The following is a 14,125-nucleotide window of genomic DNA, read 5'->3' on the forward strand; positions in this document are numbered from 1 at the left end:
GAACGGTAATCCGCCGGGAGGTCGCGGACGGGCAGGCCGGGCGTCGTGTCCCGCACCGGTCCGCCATCTCATAACGTCACAGGCATGAGCCCCTCGCTCCACCGTGCCCCTCGTCGACATGGCAGCTGGCCGACCCCCATCACCTCCGAATTCGTGGTCCGCGCGGCCGCCCGCCTCGGTGAGGTGGTGGTGGACGATTCGCCCGCCCGCCCCGGCGACGTGTGGTGGGCGGAGTCGCGCCCGGACGAGGGCGGCCGGACGGTGGTCGTGCGGCGGGCGGCGGACGGCGCGGTGACCGACGTCCTGCCCGCGCCCTGGAACGCCCGCACCCGGGTGCACGAGTACGGCGGCGGCGCGTGGACGGTCGCCGACGGCACGCTGTGGTTCACCGAGTTCTCCGACCAGCGGCTGTACCGACTCGACCGCGGCGGCGACTCCCCCGTGCCGGTGACGCCCGAACCCGAGGTGCCGTCGGGGGTGCGGCACGCCGACCTGCACGTCACCCCGGCCGGGGTGCTCGCCGTGCGGGAGACCCACCCGGCCTCCGGGAACGCGGCCGACGTGGTCAACGAGATCGTGCGGATCACCGACGAGGGCACCGAGGTCCTGGTCTCCGGCCCGGACTTCGTCTCCGACCCGCGTCTCGCGCCGGACGGCGTCACGCTGTCCTTCCTGCGGTGGGACCACCCGCACATGCCCTGGGACGCCGCGCAGCTGGTGGTCCGGGCCGCCGACGGCACCGAGCACGTGCTCGCCGGTGGCCCCGGGGAGTCGGTGGTCCAGCCGACCTGGGGCGAGGACCTGGCGCTGTGGTGGTTCAGCGACCGCACGAACTTCTGGTCGCTGTACCGGAAGCGGCCCCACGAGGCGGCCGAGCTCGTCGTCGACGTGGGAGCCGACATCGCCGGTCCGCAGTGGGTGTTCGGGCAGAGCCGCTTCGCGCTGCTGACCGGCGGCCGGGTGGCGTTCGCCTACGGCCGCGACGGGAGGGACCGGCTCGCCGTCCTCGAGGCGGACGGCAACGTGCGCGAGATCGGCCTCCCGTACGCGGCGCTGCGGAACCTGGCGGCAGCCGGCGACGACGTGGTCTGCGTCGCCGGTGGGCCGGACAGCGAGCCGGTGGTCCTGCGCGTGCCCCTCGACGGGGGCGAGGAGCAGGGCACGGTGCTGCGCCCGGCGCGCGACCTCGGGCTGGACCCGGCCTGGAACTCCTGGCCCGAGCACGTCTCCTTCCCGACCCGGGACGCCGGCACGGGCATCGACGTCGCGCACGCGCTGGTCTACCCACCGACCAATCCGGACGTCTCCGCCCCGGACGGCGACCTGCCCCCGCTGCTCGTCGTCGTCCACGGCGGCCCGACCTCGGCGGCCTCGCCGGTGCTCAACCTCGCCGTCCAGTACTGGACCTCGCGCGGATTCTGCGTCGCCGACGTCGACTACCGGGGTTCGACCGGTTACGGCCGCCGGTACCGCGACGCGCTGCAGGGCCGGTGGGGCGTGGTCGACCTGGACGACGTCGTCGCGTGCGCCCGCTTCCTCGCCGACGCCGGCCGGGTCGATCCGGCCCGCATGGCCATCCGCGGCGGCTCGGCCGGCGGGTACACGACGCTGGCGGCGCTCTCCATGCGCCCGGGCGTCTTCACCGCGGGGGCGAGCCACTTCGGCGTCGCCGATCTGGGCGCGTTGGCCGCCGAGACGCACAAGTTCGAGTCGCGCTACCTCGACGGGCTCGTCGCGCCCTGGCCGGCAGGCGCCGACGTGTACGCCGAGCGGTCGCCGATCAACCACGTCGACGCGCTGGACACCCCGCTGGCGGTGTTCCAGGGCGAGGAGGACGCGATCGTGCCGCCGGACCAGGCGGAGGCGATCGTCGCCGCGCTCCGGGAGAAGGGGGTGCCGCACGCCTACCTGCTGTTCCCCGGAGAGCAGCACGGCTTCCGCAAGGCCGAGAACATCCGCGCCGCGCTGGACGGCGAGCTCTCCTTCTACGCCCAGGTCTGGGGGTTCGACCTGCCGGCCGACGAAGGGATCCGCCCGATTCCGTTGCTGCCCTCCGGGCAGCACCGCGACCAGGTGCCGTCCCCCTGATGCGCGGAGCCCCGCGTCACGCCTGCGCGGGACCCTCCGGGCCCCACTCGGCATGACAGACATCCGCCCCGCCCGCGAGGAGGATCTGCCGGCACTGCGCGAGATCGAGCGTGCCGCCGGCCGGTCCTTCGCGGCGCTGGGCATGGACCTGGTCGCCGAGGACGAGCCACCGTCGCTGGAGATCCTGCGGGAGTACGCGCGGGCCGGCCGCGTCTGGGTGCTCGCCGGCGACGACGACCGCCCGGTGGCCTACCTGCTGGCCGACGAGGTCGACGGGTGCGCCCACCTGGAGCAGGTCAGCGTGCACCCCGACGCCGCGGGCAACGGGCACGGCCGGGAGCTCGTCCGGCACCTGGTGGCCTGGGCCGGCGGACGCGGTCTGCCCGCGGTCACGCTGACCACCTACACCGACGTGCCGTGGAACGGTCCCTACTACCGGCGGCTCGGGTTCCGGCCGCTGGAGCCGGACGAGCTGACCCCGGGCCTGCGGGAGATCCGCCGGCACGAGGCCGCCCACGGCCTGGACCGGTGGCCGAGGTCCGTCATGCGACTCGAGGTTGACCTCCCGGCGCGGCGATGACCCCGGGGCGGCCGGCGCGACGAGTTCCCCCTCCCGGTGAACTGATCGCCGCCCGGCGACGTATGCCCTGCGACGGTGCCGCCCGGGGGCACCGCGGGCAGCCGGTCGGGGGGCGGGGATGGCACGCCATCGTGGCGCCGCACCGGCCGCCGCCCTCGACGTCCGCGAGGCCTACGCCGCGCACGGAGCCGAGCTCTACCGGTTCGCCCTGCGGCAGCTCGGCGACGGCGGCGCGGCGCAGGACGTCGTCCAGGAGGTCTTCGTGCGCGCCTGGCGCGCCGCCGGGTCCTACGACCCCCGGCTGGCGAGCCTGCGCACCTGGTTGTTCGCCATCGCCCGCAACGCGGTGGTCGACGAGGCGCGCCGGTCGGCCGTCCGCCCGTGGCAGGGCACGCTGACCGACGACGGCGACGCGGCGCCCATGACCGAGCCGCCGGCCGACGACCGGCTCGTGGACGCCTGGGTGGTGGAGGAGGCGCTGCGCCGGATCGGCGCCGACCACCGGACCGCGATCGTGGAGACCCACCTGCGGGACCGGCCGTACGAAGAGGTCGCGACACAGCTCGGCATACCGGTGGGCACCCTGCGGAGCCGGGTGTTCTACGGGCTCAAGGCACTGCGCCTGGCGATGGAGGAAATGGGAGTGGAACCGTGAGCGACCTGCCGGGCGATGCCCACCGCCGGCTGCGGGAGGGGCTCGGCGTCTACGCGCTCGGGCGCGGGGACGCCGACGAGCGCGCCGCCGTCCGGGCCCACCTCGACGGGTGCGCCAGCTGCCGCGCGGAGCTCGCCGAGCTGACCCCGCTGGCCGCCCGGCTGGCCGACGTCGACCCCGACCGGCTCGACGACGTGCCCGGCCCGCCCCCCGAGCTGGGCGGCGCGGTGCTCGCGCGCATCGCCGCCGAGCAGGACCGGCCCACCGACCTCGCCGCCCGCCGGAGGCGCCGTACGAGACTGGCCGCCTCGGTCGCTGCCGTCGGGATCGCGGCCGCTGCCTTCGCCGTCGGCTGGCTGGTCCGGCCGGTGCTCCCCGCCCCGCCGCTGGAGGCCGTGGCGGTCGAGGTGGCGGAACCGGGTGTCACGGCGACCGCCGACGTGGTGCCGCACACGTGGGGGGTCGAGGTGCGGCTGTCCGGGGAGGGCTTCACCGCCGGCGAGGTCTACCGGGTGGCCGTCCGGGAGGACGACGGCGATCTGTCGCCGGCCGGTGAGTTCGTCGGCGTGGGCGCCGAGCACCTGGACTGCAACCTCAACTCCTCCGTGCTCCGCGAGGACGCCGCCGGTTTCGAGGTCCTCGACGACGACGGGTCGGTGGTCCTGCGCTCGACGTTCTGACCGGAGCGGTGAACGCCGGGCCGGCGGGGTGCGTAGACCCACCCGACCGATCCCGTCGAGAACATGGAGACACCCGTGACCCGGATGCGCCCGACCGTCGCCCGCACCGCACTGACCGCCGCCCTCACCGGCGCCGCCGTCCTCACCGGGGCGGGCACCGCCTCGGCCGAGACGGAGGTGGCCGAACCGACCACGTTCACCAGCGCCTTCACCGCGATGGCGACGCCCGACATGGTCGTGAACGCCGACGGTGTCGCGACGCCGGGGACGGCCGGGGCGTCGGGCACCTTCACGTACCGGATCAACTCCGATCTCGAGATCATCTGCTACGACATCTCGGTGCGGGGCATCACGCCGCCGTACGAGAGCCCGGCGAAGACCGCCACCCACATCCACGAGGCCGCCCCCGGCCAGTCGGGTCCCCCGCGCATCGCCTTCCCGAACCCCGAGGACGACGGCTCGGGCACGCTGGTGAGCAACGGCTGCCTGGAGGGTCCGTTCACGACCGGCGTGGCACCCGAGGGCACCGACACCGGTGAGGGCTTCACGCTGGCCGAGATCGAGGCGGGCCCGTCGGCGTTCTTCACCGACACCCACACCGCCGCGTCCCCGGCCGGCGCGGTGCGCGGGCAGCTCACCGCGATCCCGGTCGGCGGCATCGAGACCGGTGCCGGGGCGACGGCCGACGATTCCTCGTCCGCCGCGCTCCCCGCGGTGGCCGGGCTCGGCGTGCTGGTCGCGGCCGGGGCGGTCGTGCTGCGCCGTCGCGCCACCGCCGGAGCCTGAGGGTGCGCCCCGGGCCCGCTCCGCTGCGCCGGGCATCGCTGCTGGCGATGGCCGGGGCGGCGGCGCTCCTGGTCAGCTGCGCCGCCCAGGGCAGCGGGCCCGGGGCCTCTCCGTCTCCTCCCTCCTCCGCGGGGTCCGCTCCGACGGCCGGGGCGGATCGCGACCCGGCTCCCCCACCGGCGCCCGCCGTGGTGGATCCCGCGTCGGTGCCCGTGCCGGTCGCGGTGTCGGTGCCCGCGCTCGGGCTGGTCGAGGAGCTCGTCGACCTCGGGATCGCCGCGGACGGCACCGCCGAGGTGCCCACCGACTTCGACCGCGTCGGGTGGTTCACCGGCGGCGGTCGGCCGGGTGCCCGCGGGCCCACCGTCCTGATGGGTCACGTCGACTCCACCGCCGGGCCGGCCGTCTTCTACGACCTCCGCGAGCTCGAGCCCGGGAACCTCGTCGAGGTGACCTCGGCGGACGGGACCGCGGCGCGCTACGCCGTCTCCGACACCCAGCAGGTGGCCAAGGGCGAGTTCCCGACGGCGGCGGTCTTCGGGGCCACGGCGACCGACGTCCTCCGGCTCATCACCTGCATCGGCGAGTTCGACCAGGGTGCCCGCAGCTACACCGACAACCTGGTCGTCACCGCCGAACGCCTGCCCTGACCGAGCCGGTGCCCCGGCACGGGGCGGGGCACCGGGTCCGTCCTCCTTCAGACCTCCAGCACCGTCGGGATGATCATCGGCCGGCGGCGGTGCTTGTCCGAGACCCACTTGCCGACGGTCCGGCGGATGATCTGCGACATCCGGTGCGGGTCGACGTCGTCGTCCTGCAACGCCCGCCGCAGGTTGTCCTCGACCAGGCGCAGCACCTCGTCGAAGGCCGCCGGGTCGTCGGAGAAGCCCTTGGTCGACAGGTGCACCGGCCGCACGATCGTGCGGGTGGAGGGCTCCACCACCACGGTCAGCGCCACGAAGCCTTCGTCGCCGAGGATGCGCCGGGCCTGCAGCGACTCCTCGCCGACGTCCCCGACGTTGAGCCCGTCGACGTAGACGTCGCCGATGGGCACGCTGCCGACGATCGAGGCCTTGCCGTCGACCAGGTCGACGACGACGCCGTCCTCCGCCAGCAGGATCCGGTCGGTCGGCATGCCGGTCTCCTCGGCGAGCTTGGCGTGCGCCCGCAGGTGTCGCCACTCCCCGTGCACCGGCATGAGGTACTTCGGCTTGGCGACGTTGAGCAGCGTGCGCAGCTCGCCGGCGGGGGCGTGCCCGGAGACGTGCACCCGCGCGGTCTCCTTGTGCACGACCGTGGCGCCGAGCCGGGCCAGGCCGTTGATCACCTTGTAGACGGCGGTCTCGTTGCCCGGCACCAGCGACGAGGCCAGGACCACGGTGTCGCCGGCCTGGATGGTGACCTGGTGGTGATCGCCGCGGGCCATGCGGCCCAGGGCGGACAGCGGCTCCCCCTGCGAGCCGGTGCTCACCAGCACCACCTGCTCGGGCGGCATCTTGGCCGCGTCGTCCAGCGAGACCATGAGCCCCGGGGCCATGTGCAGCAGGCCGAGGTCACGGGCGACGCCCATGTTGCGGACCATCGAGCGGCCCACCAGCGCGACCTTGCGCCCGTGCTTGTGCGCGCAGTCGAGCACCTGCTGGATGCGGTGCACGTGGCTGGCGAAGCTGGAGACGATCAGCCGCTGGGTGGCGCGGGCGAAGACGTCGTCGAGGACCGGGCCGATGCTGCGCTCGGGGGTGACGAAGCCCGGCACCTCGGCGTTGGTCGAGTCGGCCAGCAGCAGGTCGATGCCGGAGACGCCGAGCCGGGCGAAGGCGCCCAGGTCGGTGAGGACGCCGTCGAGCGGCAGCTGGTCCATCTTGAAGTCGCCGGTGTGCACCAGCAGGCCGGCCGGGGTGTGCACCGCGACGGCCAGCGCGTCGGGGATCGAGTGGTTCACCGAGATGAACTCGCAGTGGAACGGCCCGGCCAGGTGGTCGTCACCGGCGGCGACCTCGACGAGCACCGGGTCGATGCGGTGCTCGCGCAGCTTGGCCTTGACCAGCGCGAGGGTGAACCGCGACCCGACCAGCGGGATGTCGCCCCGCATGCGCAGCAGATAGGGGATGGCGCCGATGTGGTCCTCGTGGCCGTGGGTGAGGACGACGGCGGTGATGTCGTCGAGGCGGTGCTCGATGACGCCGAAGTCGGGCAGGATCAGGTCGATGCCCGGCTGGTCGGCCTCGGGGAAGAGCACCCCGCAGTCGATGACCAGCAGCTGCCCGTCGAACTCGAGGACCGCCATGTTGCGGCCGATCTCGCCCAGCCCGCCCAGCGCCATCACGCGCAGACCACCCTGCGGCAGCGGGGGCGGGGCCTTGAGATCGAGATGGGGCTGCTTGACCTGGCCACTCACAGTTGAATGCCTCCGTCGGCGAGGTCGATGCGCAGTTGCGCGAGCTGTTCGTCGGTCGCCTCGACCAGCGGCGGCCGCACCGGGCCGGCCGGCAGGCCGAGAGCGTTGAGCGCCGCCTTGACCAGGATCGCGCCCTGGGTGCGGAAGATGCCGGTGTAGACCGGCAGCAGGCTGTCGTTCACGGCGCGGGCACGCGCCAGGTCGCCGGCCTCGACGGCGGCGATGAGCTCGGCCAGCCGCGGTCCGACGAGGTGGCCGACGACGCTGACCACGCCGACGCCGCCCATGGCGAGGATCGGCAGGTTCAGCATGTCGTCGCCGCTGTAGAAGGCCAGGTCGGTGCGCGCCCGGGTCCAGGCGATCGCCCCGAAGTCGCCCTTGGCGTCCTTCACCGCGACGATCCGCGGGTGCTCGGCCAGGCGCACGAGGGTCTCGACCTCGATGGGGACGACCGAGCGCGGCGGGATGTCGTAGAGCATCACCGGCAGATCGGTGCTGTCGGCCACCGCGGTGAAGTGCCGCAGCAGGCCGGCCTGCGGGGGCTTGCTGTAGTACGGCGTGACGACCAGCAGGCCGTCGGCGCCGAGCCGCTCGGCGGCCCGCGCCCGCTCCGCGGTGTGCGCGGTGTCGTTGGTGCCGACACCGGCGAGGACGGTGGCGCGGTCGCCGACGGCGTCGATCACCGCCTCGAGCACCGCGTGCGATTCGCCGTCGCTCATCGTCGGCGCCTCGCCGGTGGTGCCGAGGACGGCGAGGCCGTCGTGCGCCTGGCGGTCGACGAGGTGCGCGGCCAGCTCCTGGGCACCCGCGAGGTCGATCGACCCGTCCTCGGCCAGCGGCGTCACCATCGCCGTCAGCACGCGCCCGAAGGGCCGGGCGGGGTCGGTGGTCATGGGCTGAATCTACCGAGCCGCGCGCAAGTGCTCGGTCCCGGTCGCGTCGGCGCGCTCGTACTCGGTCACGGCGTAGCGCAGCCCGGCGGACGCGGACTCCGACCAGCCGCTGTCCGGGGTGCGCGCCGTGCGGACCCAGCCCGCGTCCAGCGCCGGCGCCCACGTGTCGCCGTCCACCTCGACGTCGACGTCGGTGACCACGAGCCGGTCGGCGTGCGGCAGGAACGCCGCGTACACCGCCTGACCGCCGATCACCCAGAAGTCGTCGTGCTCCGCCAGCACCGCGTCCACCGACGCCGCGGTCAGCGCCCCGTCCGCGGCCCAGCTCCGGTCGGTGGTGAGGACGACGTTGATCCGGCCGGGCAGCGGGCGGAAACGGTCCGGCAGCGATTCCCAGGTGCGCCGGCCCATGACGACCGTCGACCCCGTCGTCAGCCTGCGGAAGAGCGCGGAGTCCTCGGGCAGGTGCCACGGCAGTGCGCCGTCGACGCCGATCACTCCCCCGCGGGCCTGGGCCCACACCATGCCGATGGCCACCCGGACGCGCCCGGGTCAGACGGCCACGGCGCCGCGGATGGCGGGGTGGTGGTCGTAGTCGCGCAGCGTGACGTGGTCGTAGGTGTACTCGAACAGCGACGACGCGGGGGCCAGCTCGAGGGTGGGGAAGGGCTTCGGCTCGCGGCTGAGCTGCTCGGTCACCTGCGCGACGTGGTTGCTGTAGACGTGGCAGTCACCGCCCACCCAGACGAAGTCGCCGGGCTCGAGTCCGACCTGGGCGGCGACCATGCGGGTCAGCAGCGCGTAGCTGGCGATGTTGAACGGGACGCCGAGGAACATGTCGGCGCTGCGCTGGTAGAGCTGGCAGGAGAGCTTGCCGTCGGCCACGTAGAACTGGAACAGCGCGTGGCACGGCGCCAGCGCCATCTCGGGCAGGGCGCCGACGTTCCACGCCGAGACGATCATGCGCCGGGAGTCCGGGTCGGAGCGGAGCGTGTCCAGGACGGCGGAGATCTGGTCGATCTGCTGCCCGTCCGGCGTCGGCCACGACCGCCACTGGACGCCGTACACGGGGCCGAGCTCCCCCTCGGGCGAGGCCCACTCGTCCCAGATGGTGACGCCCTGGTCGCGGAGCCACCCCACGTTGCTGTCCCCGCGCAGGAACCACAGCAGCTCGACGGCGATCGACTTGAAGTGCACCTTCTTCGTCGTCACCAGCGGGAAGCGCTCGGACAGGTCGTACCGGAGCCGCTCCCCGAACAGGCTGACCGTGCCGGTGCCGGTGCGGTCCTGCTTCGGCGTGCCCTGCTCCAGGATCCGGCGCAGGAGGTCCTCGTACTGGGTGTCGATCGGCGCTGCCACGGTCCCGAGCCTACGGCGACCGGACGACGCTTCGGGAGCCGCGCGGCTGGCGTGGTCAGAGGTGCGGTCGAGGCGGTCAGCCCTCCCCCACGAGCGGGCTGGCGGCCACCTCGCTGCCGTCGGCCAGGGTGCTGATCCGGAAGTCGCCGAACACGTTGCCCGCCACCCGCTGCAGCTCCCGGAGGCAGGCGATGGCCAGCGCCCGGATCTCGACGTCGGCGTGCTCGCTGGCCCGCATGGCCACGAAGTGCCGCCACGCGCGGTAGTTGCCCGTGACGACGATCCGGGTCTCGGTGGCGTTGGGCAGCACGGCACGGGCCGCCTGCCGGGCCTGCTTGCGCCGGAGGGTGGCGTTGGGCGCGTCCGCGAAACGCTGCTCCAGGCCGGCGAGCAGCTGGTCGTAGGCGGCCAGGGCCGCCTCGGTCGACGCCAGGAACAGGGCGTGCAGCTCCGGATCCTCGGCGATGACGGCCGGCTCGACCATCTCGGCCTCGTGCTCGGGCACGTAGCGCTGCGACAGCTGGCTGTAGGAGAAGTGCCGGTGCCGCACGAGCTCGTGGGTCAGCGACCGGGAGACGCCGGTGAGGTACATGCTCACGGTGCCGTGCTCGAGCACCGAGAGGTGCCCGACCTCGAGGATGTGGCGGAGGTACCCGGCGTTGGTCGCGGTGGCCGGGTTGGGCTTGCTCCACGACTGGTAGCACGCGCGCCCGGCGAACTCGGCCAGCGCCTGACCGCCCTCGGCGTCGGTCTCCCAGGGGACGTCGGCCGGTGGGGTGAACTGCGTCTGGGCGACCACCTGGACCTTCAGCGGCACGATTTCGGGCACGCCGCCGAGCCTACGGCGGGCGTGGCGGCTCCCCCGGGACCCGGCAGACTGGGCTCGTGGACCGGCTGGGTACCGCCGCGGCCGTGGCAGGCGGGCTGCTGCTGCTCTGGGTGGCCCTGCTCCTGCTGGTCTGGCGGTCGCGCAGCCTGGCCCCGCGCGAGGCGCTGCGGCTGCTGCCCGACCTGGTCCGGCTCGTCCGCCGGCTGGCCGCGGACCGGTCGCTGCCGCGCGGTGTCCGGATCCGGCTCTGGCTGCTGCTGGTCTACCTGGTCTCGCCGCTGGACCTGGTGCCCGACGTGATCCCGCTCCTGGGCCATGCCGACGACGTGGTGCTCGTGGCCTGGACGCTGCGCTCGGTCACCCGGCGGGCCGGCACCGAGGCGCTGGCCCGGCACTGGCCCGGCGAACCGGCCGGGCTGGCGCTCGTCAGCCGGCTCGCGGGACTGCCGGCCGCCGGGACGCCACCGGGCTGAGCACGCCGCACCCTGGCCCTGCGAGGCTCGCGACGGCAGGCTGTCCCCATGAGGAACCCGAGCCGGTCGTCCGTGCTCCGCAGGCTGCGGCCCTGGATCGCCGGCTGGCTCACCTTCCAGGCGGTCGTGGCGCTGGCCGGGTTCCTCACCGCGTGGCGCCGGAACGAGGGCGACGCGACGAGCACGAGCATCCGCCGGGTGGTCACCCACAACGGGCTCGAGCTGCGTCCCACGAACCCGGACCTGTCCCGGCTGCGGGTCGACCTCGCGATGGCCGGCGGGGAGATCGACCTGACGGCCCTGCCGCTGCCCGCGCACGGCATCGACCTCACGGTGCGGATGGGCATGGCCGGCCTGGCGGTGCGGGTGCCTGCGGAGTGGCGGGTCTGGTGGCGGTTCCGCGGCGTGGGCGGCATCGGCGCCGACGGCGGGGTGCAGCGCACCCACGACGAACACGCCGCGGACCTGCGCATCCACGCCGTGGTCGTGCTGGGCGGCATCGGCGTCGAGTCGGGCGGGCTCAGCGCCTCGCCACCGCCTGGCTGAGCTCGCCGGCCAGGTCGCCGCGCTGCCCCACGACGACATCGTCCAGCCCCAGCCAGTCGCCCATCAGCCGCAGCTCGGCGGCGAGCTCACCGGCGACCTCACCGCGCGCGACGCCGTCCTCGGCGAAGGCGGACTGCACGCGCAGCACCGACGCCTGGCGGTCGGCCTTGAGGTCGACCCGCCCCACCAGCCGGTCCCCCAGCAGGAAGGGCAGCACGTAGTAGCCGTGCACCCGCTTGCGCGCGGGGGTGTAGATCTCCAGCCGGTAGCGGAAGCCGAAGATCCGTTCCACCCGCGGACGCTCCCAGACCAGGGAGTCGAACGGGCTCAGCAGCGCACGGGCCCGGATCCAGCGCGGGCGGTGCGCCGCCACGTCCTGCCACGCCGGCCGCCCCCAGCCGTCCACCTCCACGGCGACCAGCTCACCGGCGTCGGCGAGTTCGGCGATCGCCGTCCGGGCGTCGGCCGGCGTCAGCCGGAAGTAGTCCCGCAGGTCCTTCTCGGTGGCGACGCCCAGGGCGCGGGCGGCGGTGCGGACGAGCTCCCGCACGGCATCGGCGCGCTCGGGCACCGGCTGGGCCAGTACCGCCGCCGGGAGGACCCGCTCGGGAAGGTCGTACACCCGCTCGAAGCCGGCCGTCCGCCCCCGGGCGGTCAGCACCCCGGTGAAGAACAGGTACTCCAGCGCCGCCTTCCCGGCGTGCCAGTTCCACATGCTGCCCGGCCGGTCGGGACGGGCCTCGCCCAGCTCGGCGGCGCGCAGCGGTCCACCGGTGCGCACCCGCTCGACGAGGGCGGCGACGTACTCGGGCCGTTCCCTGGCCACCCGGGTCATCGATCCCCAGGCCTCGCTGTCGGCCGCGGCCATGCGCCAGCGGAGGTAGGGGTGCAACCGCACCGGCAGGAAGGACGCCTCGTGCGCCCAGTACTCGAACACCGTCCCCCGGCCGTTCGTGACCGCGTCGAGCGCCTCGCGCGGATAGGGACCGAGCCGGCTGAAGAAGGGCAGGTAGTGCGACCGCGACAGCACGTTGACCGAGTCGATCTGCACGACCGCCAGCCGCTGGGCCACCCCGCGCAGCTGCCGGGTGCCGACCGGCGTCGACGGACGCGGCGCGGCGAACCCCTGGGCGGCCAGCGCGATCCGCCTGGCCAGCGTGGCCGGAAGTCGCTGCACGTCGGTCACGGGGCGATCCTGCCGTCAGCCACCGACATCCCGCTCGGGGTGTCCTGCCTAGGCTCGCGGTGTGGACCCGAGCCCGTTCCCCCGCCTGACCGGTTCGGCGGACGTGTCGGTGCGACCTGCCCGTCCGGAGGACGCCGGGGACATCGCCCGGGTCCAGGCGGTCGCCTGGCGCACGGCCTACCGCTCACTGCTGCCCGTCGAGCTCCTCGACACCTGGGACGAGGACGCCGCCGCGCGGACCTGGCGTGCCGCCGTCGAGGCTGCTCCCACGCCGGCACACCGCGTGCTGGTGGCCCTGGAAGGGAACACCGTGGTCGGCTTCACCGCGGTCGGCCCCGCCGAGCTGACCGACGGCGAGGTCGCCGACCCGGCCGCCCCGACGTCCGACATCTCGACGCTGCTGGTCGAGCCCCGCTGGGGGCGTCGCGGCCACGGCAGCCGGCTGCTGGCGGCGGTGGTCGACGTGGCCCGCTCCCAGGGCGTGCTCCGACTGCGCACCTGGCTTCCGGACTCCGACGAGGTGTCTGCATCGTTCTACGAGTCGGCCGGCTGGGAGCCCGACGGCTGGGCGCGGACTCTCGACACCGGCGACGAGCCGCTGCGCGAGCTCCGCTGGCACACCCTCCTGGACGGCGACGAAGGAGACCCGGCATGAGCTTCGCCGGCTTCCCCGACGAAGGCCTGGTCTTCTACGAGGGACTGGAGGCGGACAACACCAAGACCTTCTGGACCCAGCACCGGAGCGAGTACGAGTCCTTCGTCCGCGGCCCCGTGCTGGCACTCCTGGAGGAGCTCGGTGGGGAGTTCGGCACGGCCAAGGTGTTCCGCCCCTACCGCGACGTCCGCTTCTCCCACGACAAGACCCCGTACAAGACGCACCAGGGCGCGGTGGTCACGCCCGAGGGGCGTGGCGCCGGCTCCTGGTACGTGCAGATCTCCGCCGACGGGCTCATGGTGTCCGGCGGCAGTTGGCGACTCGAGAGCGATCAGGTGGCCCGCTACAGACGCGCGGTCGCCGACCCCGTGCAGGGCACCCGTCTGGAGCGGGAGACCCAGCGGCTGAGGGCGGCGGGCTGGGCCATCGAGGGCGACCGGCTCGTGCGGGTCCCGGCCGGCTACGCAGCGGACGCCGAACGGCTCGAGCTGCTCAAGCACAAGGCGCTGCACGCCACCCGGCGCTGGACGCCCGAGGACTGGCTGCACACGCGGGAGGTCCTGGATCGGGTCCGCGACTCCTGGCGGGACCTGGCACAGCTCAATTCGTGGCTGGCCGACAATGTCGGCGCCACGACGAAGGAACCCCGCCGCTGACCACGGGTCTTCGGCCCGGTAGGTCCCCAGGGGAGACCGGGACGCACGGCCCTGCTTCTCCGCGGACATGCGGCCCGCTTGTCCGCGCTTCCGCGGCCTGTTCTTCCGCGGCTTCGCGGCTGGCTTCTCCGCGGTGACGTGGGGAGGGTGCGGGCATGACGAAAGGGCCCCAGCACGGATGCTGGGGCCCTTTCGGTAGTAGTTGTCCGGCGGTGTCCTACTCTCCCACCCCGTCTCCAGGGCAGTACCATCGGCGCTGAGAGGCTTAGCTTCCGGGTTCGGAATGAGACCGGGCGTTTCCCTCTCGCCATGACCGCCGTAACTCTGTGAACTTGTTCGAA

16 protein-coding genes and 1 rRNA gene are annotated in these 14,125 nt (G+C 74.0%); 10 read left to right on the forward strand and 7 right to left on the reverse strand.

Annotated features, from left to right (window positions below):
* The first annotated feature begins 84 nt into the window (after positions 1-84).
* The 6 genes from RM425_RS20900 (at position 85) to RM425_RS20925 (ending at position 5,439) form a co-directional block, all read left to right on the forward strand.
* Positions 85-2,088, forward strand: a complete 2,004-nt coding sequence (locus RM425_RS20900) for a S9 family peptidase (protein WP_311347165.1) — start codon at positions 85-87, stop codon at positions 2,086-2,088.
* Positions 2,089-2,140: 52 nt separating this feature from the next.
* On the forward strand, positions 2,141-2,668 hold the full coding sequence (locus tag RM425_RS20905; RefSeq protein WP_311347166.1) for a GNAT family N-acetyltransferase: 528 nt from the start codon (positions 2,141-2,143) through the stop codon (positions 2,666-2,668).
* Positions 2,669-2,786: 118 nt separating this feature from the next.
* Entirely contained in the window at positions 2,787-3,323 is a 537-nt protein-coding gene (locus RM425_RS20910; protein WP_311347167.1) for a sigma-70 family RNA polymerase sigma factor, read from the forward strand.
* Entirely contained in the window at positions 3,320-4,003 is a 684-nt protein-coding gene (locus RM425_RS20915; protein WP_311347168.1) for an anti-sigma factor, read from the forward strand. The genes RM425_RS20910 and RM425_RS20915 overlap by 4 nt, the downstream gene beginning before the upstream one ends.
* Positions 4,004-4,066: 63 nt before the next feature.
* Entirely contained in the window at positions 4,067-4,789 is a 723-nt protein-coding gene (locus tag RM425_RS20920) for a CHRD domain-containing protein (protein ID WP_311347169.1), read from the forward strand.
* A 2-nt stretch (positions 4,790-4,791) separates the two neighbouring features.
* Positions 4,792-5,439 carry a class F sortase gene (locus RM425_RS20925; protein WP_311347170.1) on the forward strand — a complete coding sequence of 216 codons (648 nt, stop codon included), beginning with the start codon at positions 4,792-4,794 and terminating at the stop codon, positions 5,437-5,439.
* Between the two features lie 47 nt (positions 5,440-5,486).
* Here RM425_RS20925 and RM425_RS20930 read toward each other — a convergent pair whose 3' ends face one another.
* The 5 genes from RM425_RS20930 to thyX form a co-directional block, all read right to left on the reverse strand.
* Positions 5,487-7,187, reverse strand: a complete 1,701-nt coding sequence (locus RM425_RS20930) for a ribonuclease J (protein WP_311347171.1) — start codon at positions 7,185-7,187, stop codon at positions 5,487-5,489.
* A complete protein-coding gene (dapA, locus tag RM425_RS20935; RefSeq protein ID WP_311347172.1) occupies positions 7,184-8,080 on the reverse strand; it encodes a 4-hydroxy-tetrahydrodipicolinate synthase in 897 nt (298 codons plus the stop codon). Before dapA ends, RM425_RS20930 begins: the two co-directional genes overlap by 4 nt.
* Positions 8,081-8,089: 9 nt before the next feature.
* Entirely contained in the window at positions 8,090-8,617 is a 528-nt protein-coding gene (locus tag RM425_RS20940) for a dihydrofolate reductase (protein WP_311347173.1), read from the reverse strand.
* Positions 8,618-8,632: 15 nt separating this feature from the next.
* Positions 8,633-9,439, reverse strand: coding sequence for a thymidylate synthase (locus RM425_RS20945; RefSeq protein WP_311347174.1), 807 nt, complete (start codon positions 9,437-9,439; stop codon positions 8,633-8,635).
* Positions 9,440-9,515: 76 nt separating this feature from the next.
* Positions 9,516-10,268 (reverse strand): FAD-dependent thymidylate synthase, encoded by a 753-nt coding sequence (gene thyX / locus RM425_RS20950; RefSeq protein WP_311347175.1) that lies wholly within the window; start codon positions 10,266-10,268, stop codon positions 9,516-9,518.
* A 56-nt stretch (positions 10,269-10,324) separates the two neighbouring features.
* Here thyX and RM425_RS20955 point away from each other — a divergent pair, with 56 nt between their 5' ends.
* Both RM425_RS20955 and RM425_RS20960 read left to right on the forward strand, forming a co-directional pair.
* Positions 10,325-10,741 carry a YkvA family protein gene (locus tag RM425_RS20955; RefSeq protein ID WP_311347176.1) on the forward strand — a complete coding sequence of 139 codons (417 nt, stop codon included), beginning with the start codon at positions 10,325-10,327 and terminating at the stop codon, positions 10,739-10,741.
* Positions 10,742-10,789: 48 nt separating this feature from the next.
* Complete coding sequence (locus RM425_RS20960) at positions 10,790-11,287, forward strand: hypothetical protein (protein WP_311347177.1); 498 nt, start codon at positions 10,790-10,792, stop codon at positions 11,285-11,287.
* Here the strand turns inward: RM425_RS20960 and RM425_RS20965 are convergent.
* The gene (locus RM425_RS20965; RefSeq protein WP_311347178.1) at positions 11,262-12,473 is read right to left on the reverse strand and encodes a winged helix-turn-helix domain-containing protein; all 1,212 of its coding nucleotides are present in this window, start codon (positions 12,471-12,473) and stop codon (positions 11,262-11,264) included. The two genes, RM425_RS20960 and RM425_RS20965, sit on opposite strands and share 26 nt — an antisense overlap.
* A gap of 61 nt (positions 12,474-12,534) precedes the next feature.
* On the opposite strand from RM425_RS20965, the gene RM425_RS20970 reads away from it, so the two are divergent.
* Positions 12,535-13,128: a GNAT family N-acetyltransferase gene (locus RM425_RS20970; RefSeq protein WP_311347179.1), complete on the forward strand. Its 594-nt coding sequence runs from the start codon at positions 12,535-12,537 to the stop codon at positions 13,126-13,128.
* A complete protein-coding gene (locus RM425_RS20975; RefSeq protein ID WP_311347180.1) occupies positions 13,125-13,784 on the forward strand; it encodes a DUF2461 domain-containing protein in 660 nt (219 codons plus the stop codon). The genes RM425_RS20970 and RM425_RS20975 overlap by 4 nt, the downstream gene beginning before the upstream one ends.
* Before the next feature lie 204 nt (positions 13,785-13,988).
* Here RM425_RS20975 and rrf read toward each other — a convergent pair.
* A 5S ribosomal RNA gene (rrf, locus tag RM425_RS20980) occupies positions 13,989-14,105 on the reverse strand.
* Positions 14,106-14,125: the final 20 nt, after the last annotated feature.

It is taken from the genome of Blastococcus goldschmidtiae, assembly GCF_031845325.1.
Taxonomy (GTDB): Bacteria; Actinomycetota; Actinomycetes; order Mycobacteriales; family Geodermatophilaceae; genus Blastococcus; species Blastococcus goldschmidtiae.